The organism is Nocardia farcinica (assembly GCF_001182745.1).
In the GTDB taxonomy this organism is placed as follows: domain Bacteria; phylum Actinomycetota; class Actinomycetes; order Mycobacteriales; family Mycobacteriaceae; genus Nocardia; species Nocardia farcinica.
The window spans coordinates 1699398-1715237 of record NZ_LN868939.1 but is presented as its reverse complement, the minus strand read 5'-3'; the positions used below and the strand labels follow the sequence as shown (position 1 = coordinate 1715237).

The 15840-nt window shown below is 71.0% G+C and carries 17 protein-coding genes; 10 read left to right on the top strand and 7 right to left on the bottom strand.

Annotated features, from left to right (window positions below):
* Positions 1–24: 24 nt before the first annotated feature.
* Positions 25–408, top strand: a complete 384-nt coding sequence (locus AMO33_RS24690) for a DUF6401 family natural product biosynthesis protein (protein ID WP_011211365.1) — start codon at positions 25–27, stop codon at positions 406–408.
* 105 nt (positions 409–513) lie between these two features.
* Here AMO33_RS24690 and AMO33_RS24685 read toward each other — a convergent pair whose 3' ends face one another.
* From AMO33_RS24685 to AMO33_RS24675, 3 genes are all read right to left on the bottom strand, one after another.
* The gene (locus AMO33_RS24685; RefSeq protein ID WP_060594449.1) at positions 514–1035 is read right to left on the bottom strand and encodes a nitroreductase/quinone reductase family protein; all 522 of its coding nucleotides are present in this window, start codon (positions 1033–1035) and stop codon (positions 514–516) included.
* 98 nt (positions 1036–1133) lie between these two features.
* Positions 1134–2141: a mechanosensitive ion channel family protein gene (locus AMO33_RS24680; RefSeq protein ID WP_060594448.1), complete on the bottom strand. Its 1008-nt coding sequence runs from the start codon at positions 2139–2141 to the stop codon at positions 1134–1136.
* Positions 2142–2315: 174 nt separating this feature from the next.
* Positions 2316–3704, bottom strand: coding sequence for a cystathionine beta-synthase (locus AMO33_RS24675; protein ID WP_060594447.1), 1389 nt, complete (start codon positions 3702–3704; stop codon positions 2316–2318).
* A gap of 128 nt (positions 3705–3832) precedes the next feature.
* Here AMO33_RS24675 and AMO33_RS24670 point away from each other — a divergent pair, with 128 nt between their 5' ends.
* The 3 genes from AMO33_RS24670 to AMO33_RS24660 are packed head-to-tail and all read left to right on the top strand — an operon-like array spanning position 3833 to position 6591.
* Positions 3833–4294, top strand: a complete 462-nt coding sequence (locus AMO33_RS24670; protein ID WP_060594446.1) for a hypothetical protein — start codon at positions 3833–3835, stop codon at positions 4292–4294.
* A 52-nt stretch (positions 4295–4346) separates the two neighbouring features.
* On the top strand, positions 4347–5327 hold the full coding sequence (locus AMO33_RS24665; RefSeq protein ID WP_011211370.1) for an SGNH/GDSL hydrolase family protein: 981 nt from the start codon (positions 4347–4349) through the stop codon (positions 5325–5327).
* 43 nt (positions 5328–5370) lie between these two features.
* Positions 5371–6591 carry an acetyl-CoA C-acetyltransferase gene (locus tag AMO33_RS24660; protein ID WP_060594445.1) on the top strand — a complete coding sequence of 407 codons (1221 nt, stop codon included), beginning with the start codon at positions 5371–5373 and terminating at the stop codon, positions 6589–6591.
* An 80-nt stretch (positions 6592–6671) separates the two neighbouring features.
* On the opposite strand, the gene AMO33_RS24655 is transcribed toward AMO33_RS24660, so the two are convergent.
* Positions 6672–7547: a Bax inhibitor-1/YccA family protein gene (locus AMO33_RS24655; RefSeq protein ID WP_060594444.1), complete on the bottom strand. Its 876-nt coding sequence runs from the start codon at positions 7545–7547 to the stop codon at positions 6672–6674.
* Between the two features lie 128 nt (positions 7548–7675).
* A complete protein-coding gene (locus AMO33_RS24650; RefSeq protein WP_060594443.1) occupies positions 7676–8827 on the bottom strand; it encodes a class I SAM-dependent methyltransferase in 1152 nt (383 codons plus the stop codon).
* Positions 8828–8898: 71 nt separating this feature from the next.
* Here AMO33_RS24650 and AMO33_RS24645 point away from each other — a divergent pair, with 71 nt between their 5' ends.
* A complete protein-coding gene (locus tag AMO33_RS24645; RefSeq protein ID WP_060594442.1) occupies positions 8899–9474 on the top strand; it encodes an AMIN-like domain-containing (lipo)protein in 576 nt (191 codons plus the stop codon).
* 144 nt (positions 9475–9618) lie between these two features.
* A complete protein-coding gene (locus AMO33_RS24640; RefSeq protein WP_011211375.1) occupies positions 9619–10152 on the top strand; it encodes a hypothetical protein in 534 nt (177 codons plus the stop codon).
* Between the two features lie 6 nt (positions 10153–10158).
* On the opposite strand, the gene AMO33_RS24635 is transcribed toward AMO33_RS24640, so the two are convergent.
* Complete coding sequence (locus tag AMO33_RS24635; protein ID WP_127516241.1) at positions 10159–10665, bottom strand: hypothetical protein; 507 nt, start codon at positions 10663–10665, stop codon at positions 10159–10161.
* 270 nt (positions 10666–10935) lie between these two features.
* Between AMO33_RS24635 and AMO33_RS24630 the strand changes: the two genes are divergently transcribed.
* The 4 genes from AMO33_RS24630 to AMO33_RS24615 all read left to right on the top strand — a co-directional run bounded on the left by AMO33_RS24630 (position 10936) and on the right by AMO33_RS24615 (position 14484).
* Entirely contained in the window at positions 10936–11163 is a 228-nt protein-coding gene (locus AMO33_RS24630) for a DUF6480 family protein (RefSeq protein WP_011211377.1), read from the top strand.
* Positions 11164–11256: 93 nt separating this feature from the next.
* The gene (locus AMO33_RS24625) at positions 11257–11898 is read left to right on the top strand and encodes a GntR family transcriptional regulator (RefSeq protein ID WP_060594441.1); all 642 of its coding nucleotides are present in this window, start codon (positions 11257–11259) and stop codon (positions 11896–11898) included.
* Positions 11898–13115, top strand: coding sequence for an MFS transporter (locus AMO33_RS24620; RefSeq protein WP_060594440.1), 1218 nt, complete (start codon positions 11898–11900; stop codon positions 13113–13115). The genes AMO33_RS24625 and AMO33_RS24620 overlap by 1 nt, the downstream gene beginning before the upstream one ends.
* Before the next feature lie 100 nt (positions 13116–13215).
* Positions 13216–14484, top strand: a complete 1269-nt coding sequence (locus AMO33_RS24615; RefSeq protein WP_228792428.1) for a serine hydrolase domain-containing protein — start codon at positions 13216–13218, stop codon at positions 14482–14484.
* Between the two features lie 3 nt (positions 14485–14487).
* Here the strand turns inward: AMO33_RS24615 and AMO33_RS24610 are convergent, their stop codons facing one another.
* A complete protein-coding gene (locus AMO33_RS24610) occupies positions 14488–15735 on the bottom strand; it encodes a serine hydrolase (RefSeq protein WP_060594438.1) in 1248 nt (415 codons plus the stop codon).
* Positions 15736–15840: the final 105 nt, after the last annotated feature.

The following is a 15840-nucleotide window of genomic DNA, read 5'->3' as shown; positions in this document are numbered from 1 at the left end:
CGCGCCGATTGCTAGCATGTCCAAGTGTTTCTGCTAGGCCCCGCGTTGCTCGAAGTGTCGGCGCGCCGCATGTTGAACCGCCTGCACCGCTCGCACGGGGCTCCGGCACTGGCCGCCGCGGCGGCGTACCCGGCCGTTTCGGCGGCACTGGATCAGCACGCCGCGGCCGTCCGCGACATCCTCGAATTCGGGGTGGACGACGCCCACCGCGTACCCGTGCCGGTCCTGCTCGCCGGGTACGCCCGCGGCCTGCTCGACCACTGCGGTGCCACCGTCGCCACCGTGCTCTCCGGCGCCACCCCGATGACCGGTGAAGCCCCGGCCGACCCCGCCGCCTGGCTCGACGCGGACTGGCTGCAACTGCGCCTGGCGAGCATCTGCCTGCACGCCCGCCCCGCCGCTCGGTGAGAACCGGGCACTCTGCCCGCGAGTAGCCCGACAGCCGGCCGACGGCCGTGCGCACGGCTCGACAGCCCGACCGCGACCGCACAGCTGGCCGATCGGGTCGCGGGGCTACTCCGCCGGCGCGGCGTCGATCTCGCCGTCGAGGGTCAGCACGACCAGCGGCATGGGCCGGTCGATCTTGGACTGGAAGTCCGCCAGCAGGGGGTTTTCGGCCAGCACCCAGGCCGCGAACTCGTCGTACTCCGCGCCTTCGAGCACCCTGCCGGTCGCCCGGTAGGTCTTGTCCCGGAGCTCGACGGTGACCTGCGGATTCGCCTTGATGTTGTGCCACCAGTCCGGGTACTTGTCCTCGACGAACGAGCTCACGTACATGGTCTCGCCCCGGTACAGCGGCCCCAACGGCGTCGTGTGCCGTTTGCCGCTCTTCGCTCCCGTGGTGGTGAGCAGGATGAGATCCCCACCCGCGTAGGCACCGCCCACCTTGCCGGAGTTCTCCCGGAACTCCTTGATCACATCGTCGTTCCAGCCCGCGATGCCGGCGTCCTCGTCCCACGCCTGGTTCCACGGCGCGTCGGGATCGTCGTAGTCGGTGATGTCGTGCTGACCGGTGGTCGCTTCGGATTCGCTCATGAGTCGAGTCTGCGCGGCATACCGGTCACTTTCCGGCCGCAATCGACAACGTCCGCCGCGAAGTTTCGCGGCGGACGTGGTTTCGATGTCGAGGTGCCCTAGCGGCGATCGCCTTCGTCGCCGTACCGGGTGTAGCCACCGCCCTGCGGATACTCACCGCCCTGGCCGTAGCCCTGCTGGTAACCGCCCTGGGCGCCGCCCTGCGGGTACTCGGTGCCCTGCGGGTAGCCGCCACCCTGGGGGTAGCCGCCGCCCTGCTGCGGGTAGCCGCCCTGCTGCTGCTGGTAGCCGCCGGTCTGCGGGTAACCCGCACCCGACGTGGCCTCCTGCCACTGCTCCTGGTTGCGGGCGGCCTGCTGGTCGACGTACTCCTGCTCGCGCGCGATGTCCTCGCGGCCGCGCTGGTAGGCCTGCGCCTGGCCGCGCATCGCGGGCATGTCCTGCTCGAGGCCGTTGAGCCAGTTCTCCCACCGCTGCTGCATCGGCCGGATGAGACCGCCGCCGACGCCGACGATCAGGATGCCGCCGATGGTGGCGAGCACGGTGACCAGGATCGGGGTGGTGACCGAGGTGGCGACGCCGATCTGGTTCAGCGCGGCGATGATGCCGACGCCCCAGATGAACACCGCGGCCAGCTTGCCCAGCAGCGAGCCGTAGGACAGGCCACCGAGCATGTTGGTGACCATCTCGCGCACGGCATGGGCGATCGCGCCCGCGACCACGATGATGACGATCGCGACCGCGGCCCTCGGCAGCCAGGCGACGATGCCGTTGAGCATGGTGCTGATCGGGTTCGGGCCGAAGACGCCGAAGCCCAGCTGCAGCGCGATCAGCAGGATCGCGTAGTAGGCGAGCTTCGCCAGCAGGTCGGAGGCATCGTATTTGCTCTTGTCGAGCATCGTCTTGACGCCGCCGCGCTCGACCAGCCGGTCGAAACCGACCCGTTCGAGCACTTTGTTCACGATGGTCGCCACGGCTTTCGCGATGATCCAACCCACCAGGAGGATGACCAGGAAGCCGACCAGCTTGGGGACGAACGTCGCCACCGAACTCCACGCGTCCGATAGCCCCTGCTGGAAATCGATAGCCAAACTGGAGGTGTTCACGGCCCTTCCCTTCGCTATCCGGTCCGCGCCAGGGCAGTTTGCCGAGGCGATTCCTACGGCGGGTTGTACCCGACTGATGCTGGGCTAACCCTCGGATTGCGAACAATTAGCCGAAATCAGTAGTAGTATTTCCGCGCGGAATTCACCGTCCGGAATGGAAAGGGCCGTCGAGCCTCAGTGGCCGACGCTGCCGGTGCTGAGGAAACCGAGCAGATCGTGCCGGGTGATGACGCCGACCGGCTTGCCGTCCTCGACCACCATCAGCGCGTCGGTGTCCGACAGCGCCTTGGTCGCCGCCGAGATCGGCTCGCCGGAACCGATCAGCGGGAACGACGGGCTCATGTGCTGGGCCACCGAATCGGTGAGATGCGCGCGGCCCTCGAACACCGCCGAGAGCAGGTCGCGCTCGGTGACGCTGCCCTGCACCTCGCCCGCCATCACCGGCGGCTCGGCACCGACCACCGGCATCTGCGAGACGCCGTATTCGCGCAGGATCTCGATCGCGTCGCGCAACGTCTCCGACGGGTGGGTGTGCACCAGGTCGGGCAGCTCGCCGGACTTACCGCGCAGCACGTCACCCACCAGCGGCTCGGGGCTGCCGTCCAGGCGGGTGCGCAGGAAGCCGTAGGAGCTCATCCACTGGTCGTTGAAGATCTTCGACAGGTAGCCGCGGCCGCCGTCGGGCAGCAGCACGACCACCACGGCGTCCGGATCCCGCCGCGCGACCTCGATCGCGGCCACCACGGCCATGCCGCAGGAGCCGCCGACCAGCAGGCCCTCCTCCCGGGCCAGCCTGCGGGTCATCTCGAAGGAGTCGGCGTCGGAGACGGCGATGATCTCGTCCGGCACGGCCGGGTCGTAGGCGGAGGGCCAGAAGTCCTCGCCGACGCCCTCCACCAGGTAGGGCCTGCCGCTGCCGCCGGAGTAGACCGAGCCCTCCGGGTCGGCGCCGATGACGCGCACCTTCCCGCCGGAGACCTCCTTGAGGTAGCGGCCCGCGCCGGTGATGGTGCCGCCGGTGCCGACGCCCGCGACGAAGTGGGTCACCCGGCCGTCGGTGTCGTGCCAGATCTCCGGGCCGGTGGTCTCGTAGTGGCTCTCCGGGCCGCCCGGGTTGGAGTACTGGTCGGGCTTCCACGCACCGTCGATCTCGCGGACGAGCCGATCGGAGACGCTGTAGTAGCTGTCCGGGTGATCCGGCGGGACCGCGGTCGGGCAGACCACGACCTCGGCGCCGTAGGCGCGCAGCACGTTGCGCTTGTCCTCGGAGACCTTGTCCGGGCAGACGAACACGCACTTGTAGCCGCGCTGCTGCGCCACCAGCGCGAGACCCACGCCGGTGTTGCCGGAGGTCGGCTCGACAATGGTGCCGCCCGGCTTCAGCTGGCCGGACTTCTCCGCGGCGTCGATCATCTTCACCGCGATCCGGTCCTTCGAGCTGCCGCCGGGATTGAGGTACTCGATCTTGGCGGCGACCAGGCCCGCGTTCGGGCCGACGACATTGTTGAGCCGGACCAGGGGCGTGTTGCCGATGAGGTCCACGACGTGATCCGCGATGCGCATAGCCCCATCGTTGCAGAAGGCCCCGCTGTGAGTTCGCGCACGTCGCCTCAGCGGGTCGGCACGACACCCCGCGGCGGCGCGCCGGAGGCCGGGCGCGTGCCGGCGTACCCGTTCTAGGATCGGCAACCATGAGGCAGACCCACAGGGCCCGGATCGCCGCCGTGCTCGCCGGTGCCGCGGCGACCGTGGTGCTCGGATCGGGCGCGCAGGCCGAGGCCGAGACCATTCCGTTCCCCGACGTGCCGACGATGGCGCGCGGCGGGCTGTGCTGGACCAGCGTCCAGACCTGGGCCGACACCGATCCGCGGTGGCCGGGGCGGGCGGTGCTCAACATGCGCGCGACCCCGGTCGGCGGCATCGGGCCCGGCAGGTACCCGTTCGCCCCGCTGTGCGAGGTCCGGGCCACGGCGGCGTGGCGCAATCTCGACACCGGCGCGACGGGCGCCTTCGACAACATCGTCGTCACCGGCATCTACGGCAGCATCCAGTACGCGCTGTTCCAGGACACCGGGCCCGGCCGGGTGGAGGTCACCGTGACCACCGACGCGCCGAGCATCCCGGCGAAGGGGCTGTTCGTCGTTCCCGCCTGACCGGCGTTCGCGGCCCCGCCGCGGCCACCTTCGGCCCGTAAAATCGGGCGGCGTGGGAGCACCTCGGATCAACAGGCGTACCGCCGCGGTGACGGGTGCCGCGACGTTGCTGGCCGGCTCCGGGGCGGGCACCGCCTCCTGGCTGGCGTACCGGATGCTGATGGCGCAGGCGGGTATCGCCCGCGGCGTGATCGGCCGGGACACCTCGAAACCGCCGGAGGCGGACGGCATCTACACCGCGGGGTGCGTCGAGCCCGAGCCGTGGCGCACCGGCGGGCAGTTCGACCTGCACCTGATGATCTTCGGTGACTCGACCGCCGCCGGGGTGGGCTGCCTGACCGCCGAGGGCGTGCCGGGCGTGCGCATCGCCCGCGCCCTGGCCGAGGCCACCGGACAGCGAATCCGGTTGAGCACCAAGGCCATTTCCGGCGCCACCTCCAAGGGCCTGGCCGGCCAGGTGGACGCCATGTTCGTGGCGGGACCGCCGCCGGACGCCGCCGTGGTGTTCATCGGCGCCAACGACATCACCAAGAAGCACTCCATCAGCGCCTCCGCGCGCCGGCTCGGCGCCGCGGTGGCCCGGCTGCACCGGGCGGGCAGCGTGGTGGTGGTCGGCACCTGCCCGGACCTGGGCACCGTGTCGGCGATCCCGCAGCCGCTGCGCACCATCGTGCACAACTGGAGCGCCCGCCTGGCCAAGGCACAGTTCGCCGCCACCACTGCCGCGGGCGGCCATCCGGTGCCGCTGTCGGATCTGGGCCCGGAGTTCCTGCACGCCCCGGACCGGATGTTCTCCGCCGACGGCTTCCACCCCTCGGCCGACGGCTATCAGCTGGCGGCCGCGCGCATCCTGCCCACCCTGCTCATGGCGCTCGAGGGTCGCGGGGTCGACACCGACCACGGACCAGGGCCGACCCTGCGCGGGCTCGCCGCCCGGTTGCGGGCGCTCATCGCGCAGAAATCCGGTGTGCCGGCGGCGTCGCCGAACGGCCGGGCCGACATTCCCTCCGCCGGGCCCGTTCGGTACACATAGTGGAGCCGGTAACAAACTGAGCAGTAAGACCAAAGGAGCCCTCATGCCAGAGGCAGTTATCGTTTCGACCGCACGCTCTCCCATCGGTCGTGCCCGCAAGGGCTCGCTGGTCGACATGCGTCCCGACGATCTGGCCACCCAGATCGTGCGCGCCGCACTGGACAAGGTTCCCGCGCTCGACCCCACCCAGATCGACGACCTGATCCTCGGCTGCGGCTCGCCCGCGGGTGAGCAGGGCTTCAACATCGCCCGCAACGTCGCGGTCATGCTCGGCTACGACACCCTGCCCGGCACCACCGTGCACCGCTACTGTGCCTCGTCCCTGCAGTCGACCAGGATGGCCTTCCACGCCATCAAGGCAGGCGAGGGACACGCCTTCATCTCCGCGGGCGTGGAGACGGTGTCGCGCTACGTGCACGGCTCGGCCGACAGCTGGCCGAACACCCAGAACCCGATCTTCGCCGACGCGCAGGCGCGCACGGCCAAGGCCGCCGAGGGCGGCGCGGGCATCTGGCACGACCCGCGCGAGGACGGCCTGCTGCCCGACGTCTACATCGCGATGGGCCAGACCGCCGAGAACGTCGCCAGCTTCACCGGCATCACCCGCGAGGACCAGGACCGCTGGGGCGTGCGTTCGCAGAACCGCGCGGAGGAGGCCATCAACAACGGCTTCTTCGAGCGCGAGATCACCCCGGTCACGCTGCCCGACGGCACGGTCGTCAGCAAGGACGACGGGCCGCGCGCCGGCGTCACCTACGAGGCCGTCTCCCAGCTCAAGCCGGTCTTCCGGCCGGACGGCACCGTCACCGCGGGCAACTGCTGCCCGCTCAACGACGGTGCGGCAGCGCTGGTGATCATGAGCGACGTGCGCGCCAAGGAGCTGGGCCTGACCCCGCTGGCCCGCATCGTGTCCACCGGCGTGTCCGGCCTGTCGCCGGAGATCATGGGCCTCGGCCCGATCGAGTCGGTCAAGAACGCGCTGGCGCTGGCGAACATGAGCGTCGACGACATCGACCTGTTCGAGATCAACGAGGCCTTCGCGGTGCAGGTGCTCGGCTCGGCCCGCGAGCTGAAGATCGACGAGGACAAGCTCAACGTCTCCGGCGGCGCGATCGCGCTCGGCCACCCGTTCGGCATGACCGGCGCCCGCATCACCGCGACGCTGATCAACAACCTGCAGACCTACGACAAGCAGTTCGGCGTCGAGACGATGTGCGTCGGCGGCGGCCAGGGCATGGCGATGGTGCTCGAGCGCCTGAGCTGAGCGCTCCCCCGGTTACGACGAAGGGCGGCCACCGGAACTCCGGTGGCCGCCCTCTGTCGTCGCGCCCGCGGCGCCGCGGACTAGTCGTTCTGGAAGTAGCTCAGCAGTCGCAGGATCTCGACGTACAGCCACACCAGGGTGACGGTCAGGCCGAGCGCCACGCCCCAGGCCGCCTTCTCCGGCGCCTGCGCGCGGATCAGCTGGTCGGCGGCGTCGAAGTCGAGCAGGAAGCTGAACGCGGCGATGGCGATGCAGACCAGGCTGAACACGATGGCGAGCGCGCCGCCGTCACGCAGGCCGAAGCCGCCGTCGGTGAAGAAGCTCGCGATCAGGTTGCCCAGCATCAGCACCACGACGCCGATGGTGGCGCCGACGATCATGCGGGTGAAGCGCGGCGTCACGCGGATGGCACCGGTCTTGTAGACCACGAGCATGCCGGCGAACACACCGAAGGTGCCCAGCACCGCCTGGGCGATCAGGCCGCTGCCACCGACACCGCCGAAGCTGACATCGGTGAACATGAACGACAGCGCACCGAGGAACAGCCCCTCGGCGACCGCGTAGGACAGCACGATGACCGGGTTGTCCATCTTGTTGGCGAAGGTCGCCACCAGCACCAGCACCAGGCCGACCAGGCCGCCGACGATCACGAACAGCGGGGCGAGGCCGGTGTTGGCCGAGGTGAGCGCGTAGGCGACGATCGCCGAGATCGCCAGCACACCCAGCGTGATGCCGGTCTTGGTGACCACGTCGTCGATGGTCATCGCCCGGGTGGTGGTGGGCGGCGCGGGCTGCTGGTACGGCTGCTGCTGGTACTGGCCGTACTGGTTGGGGTACTGGTGACCGAACTGCTGCCCGAACTGTCCGGCACCCGCCACGCCCGATCCGAAGTTGGCGTAGCCACCGCCCTCTTGCTTCGGGAGGTTCTTGAATATCGGATTGCTGGATGTGCGCACCGTGAGTGCCTTTCTGGAGTCGTTGCGGCTGTCTGATCGAGCTGGCGCTCGAGCTCCAACTTGTTCTGTTCAACGTGCGGCTCCGCCGCCGAGTTCCCACAGGAACCACGAGGCGGACATTTCGGACTCTACCGTTGCCGGACGTCGTGCAGCCCACGCACCGACCGAGTCACCGTGAACTTCCGGTTGCGCCCGACCACGTCGGTCCGGCCGACCATCCGCTCCACCACACCCCGGTAGTCGAGGTGTGAGTTGTACACCGTCCACAATTCCCCACCCGGCCGCAGAACGCGACCCGTCTCCGCGAACATCTTGATCGCGGCCCCGGTGTGCACCGCCGCGCCGACGTGGAAGGGCGGGTTGCACAGCACCAGATCGGCGCTGTTGTCCGGGGCCGAGGACATCGCGTCGTCCCGGACCACCCGCACCCGGTCGGCGACGGCGTTGGCGGCGGCGGTGGCCTCCGCGGAGGCGACCGCGGCGGCGGACTGGTCGGTGCCGACCACGCGCAGGCCCGGCCGTGCCTTCGCCAGCGCGACCGCGAGGATGCCGGTGCCGCAGCCCAGATCGATGGCATCGCGGGCGTCGGGCTTCATGAGCTTGAGATGTTCGAGCAGGAAGCGGGTGCCGATGTCGAGTCGCGGACCGGAGAAGGCCGCGCCGTGCGCGACCACCTCCAGATCGATCTCGTCGAGCCGCTCCCGGACCGGGAACGGCGGCGCCCCCACCGGTTTGGGTCCCGAGGCCAGCAGCGTCCGCGACTTCTGCCTGCCCCGGCTGGCCCTGACCTCGGCGAACGACTCGCCGAGCACGTCGTTCATGGTCTTGGTCAGGTACTTGTCCCGGCCACCGGCGATCACCTGGACGGCGGGGTCGGCGTACCGGGCGATGGCGTCGGCCACCTCGGACAGTCCGGCCAGCGCCCGGGGCAGCCGCAGCAGCACCACGGTCGCGTCGGCGAGCAGTGCCTCGGTGAGCGGCTGGGGCACGTAGCGGTCGGTCAGGCCCACCGCGCGCGCGTTGTTGGCCAGGGCCAGCTCACCGGTGAGCAGGTCCTGGTGCACGCGCACCTTGCGCAGGTCGTGGCGGGCGATCGCGCCGAGCGTGAGCGCGCCGTAGCTGTCGCCGATCACCGCGACACGCCCACTGCCCGCTGCCTCGATGGCGTCGGCGGCCACGTCGAGGATCAGCCGGTCGGCGGCGTCGACGGCATAGAGGTTGACCGCCTCCACGTCCGGATACCGCCGCAGGCGACCGAGTACGTCCTCCACATCGTGCACGGCTCAAGTGTGCTAGATCGTTGCCACGGCGATCACGACCACCCCCGCCGCGGGCGATTAACATCAGCCTCATGCGCAACAGACTGGCAGTGCTGGTGGCGGTGGCGGCGGCGGTACTCGTGGGCTGCGACGACACCGGACCGGCCGCCACGCCCCGCACCACCACGACGACGGTGGCGGGCGCCCTGGCCGAGGCACCCGCGCCCGCACCCGTCGACGCCCAGCCCAAGCGCGGCACCGCCTCGCCGGACGCGGCGCTCACCGTCGCGGGCATCCGGATCGGCCGTCAGCCCGGCTTCGACCGCATCGTGTTCGACCTCGGCGGCAAGGGCACGCCCGGCTGGACCGTCGAGTACACCGATCGCGCCGTACAGGACGGCAGCGGACGCGAACTCGACATCCCCGGTCGGTCGGTGCTCGAGGTGCGCATCACCGGCTCGGCCTACCCGTTCGACAGCGGCGTCTCCCCCTACGCGGGCCCCGATCCGGCCACCGACCCGGACGTGCCGGGCATCGCCGTCGCCACGCCGTTGGTGTTCGAGGGCGTCACCCAGTCCTTCATCGGTGTCGACGGCGACCGCCCCGCCTTCTCGGTGAGCGCGTTGAGCGGCCCCACCCGGCTGGTCATCGACATCGCCTCCTCCTGAGCGGGGCACGAACCCCGATATCGGTTGATCAACGAAGCCCCTGCCCGGCCTGCCGGTCGGCACGACACCGAGTAACGTCGGAAGGTCCGGCGCCCCACCTGTTTCCTCCCGGCCGGACGGAACGAACGGAAGGGCGAGAAGGACATGCGACGACTCGAACGCACCGGCCTGATCGCGGCGGTCGCGGCCACCGCGAGCGGTCTGCTGCTCATCGGCGCCTGCTCGCAACAGATCGCAGGCCGGGCCCAGGTCGACCAGACCGAGCTGGCCGCCTACGCCTCCGAGGTGGCCGCCTCCTCCGCGGCCGCGTCGTCCTCGCGGGCGGCCGCCGTCGAGCGCGCGGCGGGCGCGGCCTGTGACGCCTTCGCCGCCGCCAACGACACCTCGGTCGACACCTTCAACGCCTACATCGACGCGGGCAACAACAACGCTCCCGACGCCGAACCCAAGGCGGACGCGGCCGTGCGGGCCCTGCGCGACGGCGCCCGCAGCGTCGACCAGAAGCTCACCCGGGACGTGCCCGCCGCGGTCGCCGAGCCGCTGCGCGCCTACCGCGACGACACCAACGCCCTGGCCGACACGCTCGAACGCCGCGCCGACGTGGACACCCTCAACGCCGCGATCGACAAGTTCAACGCCACCAAGGACGGCGCGCGCGACGCCTGCCGCGCCTACTGACCGGGCTCACCAGCTCAGCGCGCGCACCCGCTCGCGCAGATCGAACCGCCGCGCCGCGCCGAGCACCTCGGCCAGGAACGCCCCCGGCTGCGGCAACTCGTAGCCCGGCGGCCACAGCCAACGCCGTTCGTCGCCCGGACCGGTGCCCGATTCGCTGAGCAGCGGCAGTGCGATCTCCTCCGCCCGCGCCGGGATCCGCACCCCCACCTCGCCGAGGATCACCTGCTGGGCGGGCGAGATGCCGGGCACGCCGTCGACGAGGAACACCCAGCGGCCCGCCTTCGGGTCGGCGAACACCGGCCCGGCCAGCTGGGCGGGCTGCAGCAGGTTCTGCACGACACTGCCGACCGGTTCGGGCATGGTCACCACCCCGACGGTGCCGACCTGTAGCACCACCTGACGCCCGGTCAGTGTGACCGGGAACCCGTAGGTCTCCCGGTAGGTCAGAAAACTGTGCCGCGCCGCCATCGTCGCCCCTCGCTCGGATCGATTGGTGATCTGTACCACACTCATCGTGTGCTTCGATCGTGAACGGCGCGGGGTCGCCCGGCAACGGCTCGCCCCATCAATCGGACAATCACCAGTGAACTCGCGCCGAGGCGGGGACATCACACAACGCCGGACCACTGATTGGCGGCGCCGATCACGGGTACGCACCCGGCATGGAGATACTCGTGATCATCGGAATCGCCGTGCTGGTCGGTGCGGTGATCCTGTCTCGCAAAGCCAAGGGGCAGCGGCCGAACGAGCCGGAGACCCCCGGCAACGACGGGGAGTAGCGCGATGTCGATGGATCCCGATCCCGCCCGCACCCCGGACCTCGAACCCGGCGGCGGTGTCCGGCCCGGCGACACTCCACCGGACACCCCGCAGACATCGGGACTGTCCGCACCGGAACCGCGGACGAGCAAGCACTTCCCACCCACCGGTGTCGCCGCGGTCGCGGTGATGGTCCTGCTGGTGGCGGTGTTCGTCGCGGTCGCCGTCGCCCTCATCGTCTCGATGTTCTGACCCACCACCGCGCGTTCCGACCCGCGCGTTCCGCTGGCGCGGGTGGTCGATCCCACAGGAGGCAGCCGCAGGCGCACCGCTAAGATACAACTTGTGTCTAAGACGTATTCATCGGCGGAGCACGCCTACCGCGCGGTCAAGGAGCGCATCCTCAGCGGCGGACTGACCGGCGGAGAGCTGATCAGCGAGGGCGAGATCGCCGCCGAACTCGGTACGTCGCGCACCCCGGTGCGCGAGGCCTTCCTGCGCCTCGAGACCGAGGGCTGGATGAAGCTCTACCCCAAGCGCGGCGCGCTGGTCGTGCCGGTGCCCCCGGACGAGGCCGAGCACGTCGTGCACGCCCGCTACGTGGTGGAAACCGCCGCCGCACGGTCCGTCGCGGCAGCCCGGCCGGGCGGCCTGGCCGACGCGCTGCGGGCGAACATCGAGCGCCAACGCGACCTCGCGCGCGACGGCGATCTCGAGGGCCTGGCACTGGCCGACACCGACTTCCACCGCGGATACGTCGTCGCGGCGGGCAACCCGCTGCTCACCGGCTTCTACGATTCGCTGCGCGAGCGGCAGCGCCGGATGAACAGCCTGGCATTGCGCCGCGGACCGCTCGACAGCGCGCAGATCATCGACCAGCACGCCCGGCTGGCCGAACTCCTCACCGCCGGCGACGTCGACGGGTTCGCCGCCGCCCTGGTCGAGCACCTGTCCGGGGTGCACCAGCTGGAAATGCGGGGTCTGTGATGACCACCGCCGTGCTCACCGAGCCGGTCGCCCGGCCCCAACCGCACACCCGGGCCTGGTGGGGCGTGGCCGCCGCCGTCTTCGCCATCGCCTGGGGCGGCAACGAGTTCACCCCGCTGCTGGTGCTCTACAAGGCCGACGGCTTGAACACCACCGCCGTCGACCTGCTGCTGTTCTACTACGTGCTCGGCATCGTGCCCGCGCTGCTGATCGGCGGCCCGCTCTCGGACCGCTACGGCAGGCGCGCGCTGCTGCTGCCCGCACCGCTGATCGCCGCGCTCGGCTCGCTGTTGCTGGCCTCGGGCGCCGATCTGGTGCCGCTGCTGGCGGCGGGCCGGGTGCTCTCCGGCGTCGCGCTCGGCCTGGCGATGGCGGTCGGCGGCAGCTGGCTCAAGGAACTCTCCCCGCCCGGCACCGGTCCCCGCCGCTCGGCGATGAGCCTGACCGGCGGTTTCGCCCTCGGCGCCGGGGTGGCGGGCGTGCTCGCCCAGTGGGGCCCGCTGCCGCATACGTTGCCCTACCTGATCAACGTCGCCCTGTGCCTGGCGGCGACCGGGTGGCTGATCTCGGCGCCGGAAACCGTGCCGCGGCAGCAGCATCCGGGCCGGCTGCGCGACGACCTGAAGATCCCCGCCGCCGGTCATCACCGCTTCGTGCGCGTCGCGCTGCCCACCGCGCTGTGGCTGTTCGCCTGCGGCGCCACCGCCTACGCCTTGCTGCCGACGCTGATGGCCGCCCGTCTGCCCGGCGCGCCGATCGCGTTCTCGGCCCTGGTCACCGTGGTCACCCTCGGCTGCGGTTTCGCCATCCAGTCCGTCGCGCGCCGCATCGACCGGCCCGGCACGGCGCGGGCCGCCGTGGTGGGCCTGACGCTGGTCACCGGCGGCATGGTGCTGGCCGCGTACGCCGTGGGCGCGCTGACGCTGTGGGCGGCGCTGCTCACCGCTGTCGTGCTGGGCTCGGGTTACGGCATCGCGCTGGTCGCGGGGCTACAGGAGGTCGAGCGCCTGGCCCGGCCGGACGACCTGGCCGGGCTCACCGCCGTCTTCTACTCGGTCAGCTACCTCGGGTTCGGCCTGCCCGCGCTGCTGTCGTTCCTGCACGACGCCACCGGTCTCGGCTATCCGGTGATGTATCTCGGACTGGCCGCGCTGGCCGCCTGCTGCCTGGCCGTGGTGACGCGCAACTACCGCGACCGCACCGCCGCCGTTTCGTAACGTTCCCGGCCTCGCCCCGATGTGCTTGGCAAGTCGATCGAGCCGAGGGGCGGGCGCCTTGAAACCAGCCAAATACGTTGCGACACTGTGGATCACACTTTTGCTGTGCGCGGTAGCCGGTACTTTCGGGGGCACCGCGCAGGCGGCGGAGTGGAAGCACTGCGCGCCGCCGCAGGGCAGGCAGTTCGAGACCGCCACCCCGGAGGAGGTCGGCCTCGACCCGGCTGCCCTGCAGAAGGTGAGCGAGCTGGTGGCCAACCCGACGCGCTTGAACTTCAAGATCTTCCGCAACGGCTGCCTGGTGGTCACCGGCCCGGCCAACGAGCGCACCGGCGCATTGCCGTGGAATCTGTGGAGTGCCACCAAGAGCGTGGTGTCGCTGGTGGCGGGCATCGCCGCCGACGAGGGCAAGCTGGACCTCGACGCCCCGATCGGCGAGTACCTGCCCGCCGGACTCGGCGACGAGGCGCACCGGGCCATCCTGGTGCGCAATCTGCTCACCGAGTCCTCCGGTATCGACGTCGCGATCATCGCCGAAGGCGTCACCGGTGTCACCGGCCTGGACGCCAACGTCGTCGCACAGGCACTGGGCACTCCCATCGAGGCACCGCAGGGCACCAAGTACGGCTACAGCCAGCGCGGGGTCGACCTGCTCGCCTACGTCGTCGCGCAGGCCGTCGGCGAGGACCTGCAGGACTACGCCCAGCGCACCCTGTTCGACCCGCTCGGCATCGACCGCGCCGACTACCACTGGGCCCGCGACCGCAGCGGCAACACCTACGGCCACGCCCACCTGGTTCTCGCCCCCGACGATTTCGCCAAGCTCGGCCTGCTGGTCGCCGACCGGGGCCGCTGGGGTGACCGCCAGGTCGTGTCCGCCGCGTACCTGGCACGCGCGAGCGAGCCCTCACCCGCGATGAAGTGCTGGGGCTTCCTGTTCGTGGTCAACGGCCCCGGCTGCGGTTCGGAGTTCGCCGGGCTGCCGGCCGACGCGGTGAAGATGTCGGGCATGCTGCGCCAGGACAACTACATCGTCCCCAGCCTGGACCTCGTCGTGAGCTGGACCGGCGTCACCGTCCCCGGCAGCGCGGTCAGCTACCCGCACGACGTGCTGCGCGCCATCGGGGCCGCGTTCCGCGACCCGGTGCTGCCCGACCCCGGCCCGTACGTGCCACAGCCGGACGTGAGCCTGTCCGACCCGCGCATGTCCGACCCGACCGCCACCTTCGCCGCACTCGGCCTCGGGCCCTACGCCTACCCCGGCTGTGACCCGGTGGTGTGCCTGGGCAAACCGCTGCCGCCGCCGTTCTCCGACTGGCCGAGCGGCTGCATCATCCTCGGCTGCTTCACCCCGCGCCCGGGCGACTGAGCTTCACAGGTCGAACACCCGCTCGGCCGGGTCGATCCGGCCGAACCGCCCGGAGATCCGCGCGACCAGCCGCCACGGCCGATCCCCGTCGGTCCTGGCCTTGCCGCTGGTCAGGACCGCCCCGGCCAGCCCACGCGCGGGATCGGCCCAGCCGTACTGGGTGGTGAGCCCGCTGCGCCCGAAATGCGCTTCGGTGTGCGCACCGAACTTCGACCGCCGCCCACCGAGCTCGTAGCCCGCGCGGCTCACCCGCCCGGCCACCCCCGGCAGCCACGGCGCGGGCCGCACCGCCGCGCGCACGGTCTCCGGCCGCATCACCCGGACACCGTCCAATTCCCCGCCGCGCGCGAGCATTTCGTAGAAGCGGGACAGTTCGGCGGCCGTGGTGACCAGATTGCCCGAGGGCAGCTCCGCGGTGAGGAAGTCCCGCAGCGCCTGCGCCGACACCGCGCCGTCCATCCGTCCGCCCAGCGCCCGCCGCGCCAGATACACCGACACCTTCGACGCGGGCGGGCCGGTCTTCACGCTCGGCACCACCCGGTCGACGTCCTGCGCCGCCACCCCGAAGTTGTTCCAGCGGAAGCCCAACGGCGTCAACACCCGCTCGGCGAGGTGGTCACGCATCCGCTTGCCCGTCGCCGCGCGCACCAGCGCCCGCTGGATCAGTCCACCGGTGAACGCGTGGTACACCCGGAAACGGCCCGGCGGCCAACTCGGCTTCAGATCGGCCAGCGCCCGCAACGCCAGCTCCTCGTCCACCACCAGCTCCGAGCCCCGATAGGGCGGGGTGACGAACGGGATGCCTGCCGAATGCGAGAGCACATCCGCGATGGTGATCCGCTCCTTGCCGTTCGCGGCGAACCCCGGCAGGTAGTCGGCCACCCGGTCGCCGGGGGCGAAGGCGCCCTGCTCCATGAGCATCGCCATCACCGCCGCTGCCACCCCCTTGGCCGTGGAGAACCCGCAGAACGGCATGTCCGTGGTGATCAGGACTTTCTCGGCGTCGGGCCCGTCCTTCGGCGCGTTCCCCCAGCCGTGCCCGATCGCCCGATTCAGCACCACCCTGCCCTGTCGGCGCAGGCAGATCTGGATGGCGGGCGTGGTGCCCATCCGGTACCAGTCCTGCACCGCGGCCCACACCGCGGCCACGTCGGCGTGGGTGAGCCCGGCATCGGCGGGGTCGTCCTCGGGTCCGAAACAGGTCACCGAGTCGAGATCCGCGGCGACCGAGATCAAGGCGGGAGCATTCACCTGCGCCAGCCTAGCGAGGGCGGATGTGCGCACCGGCGGAGTCGGCTGAGGGTTTCGTGAGCGGGGTTCCGTGAGCGGGGTTCCGTGAGCGGGGTTTCGTGAGCG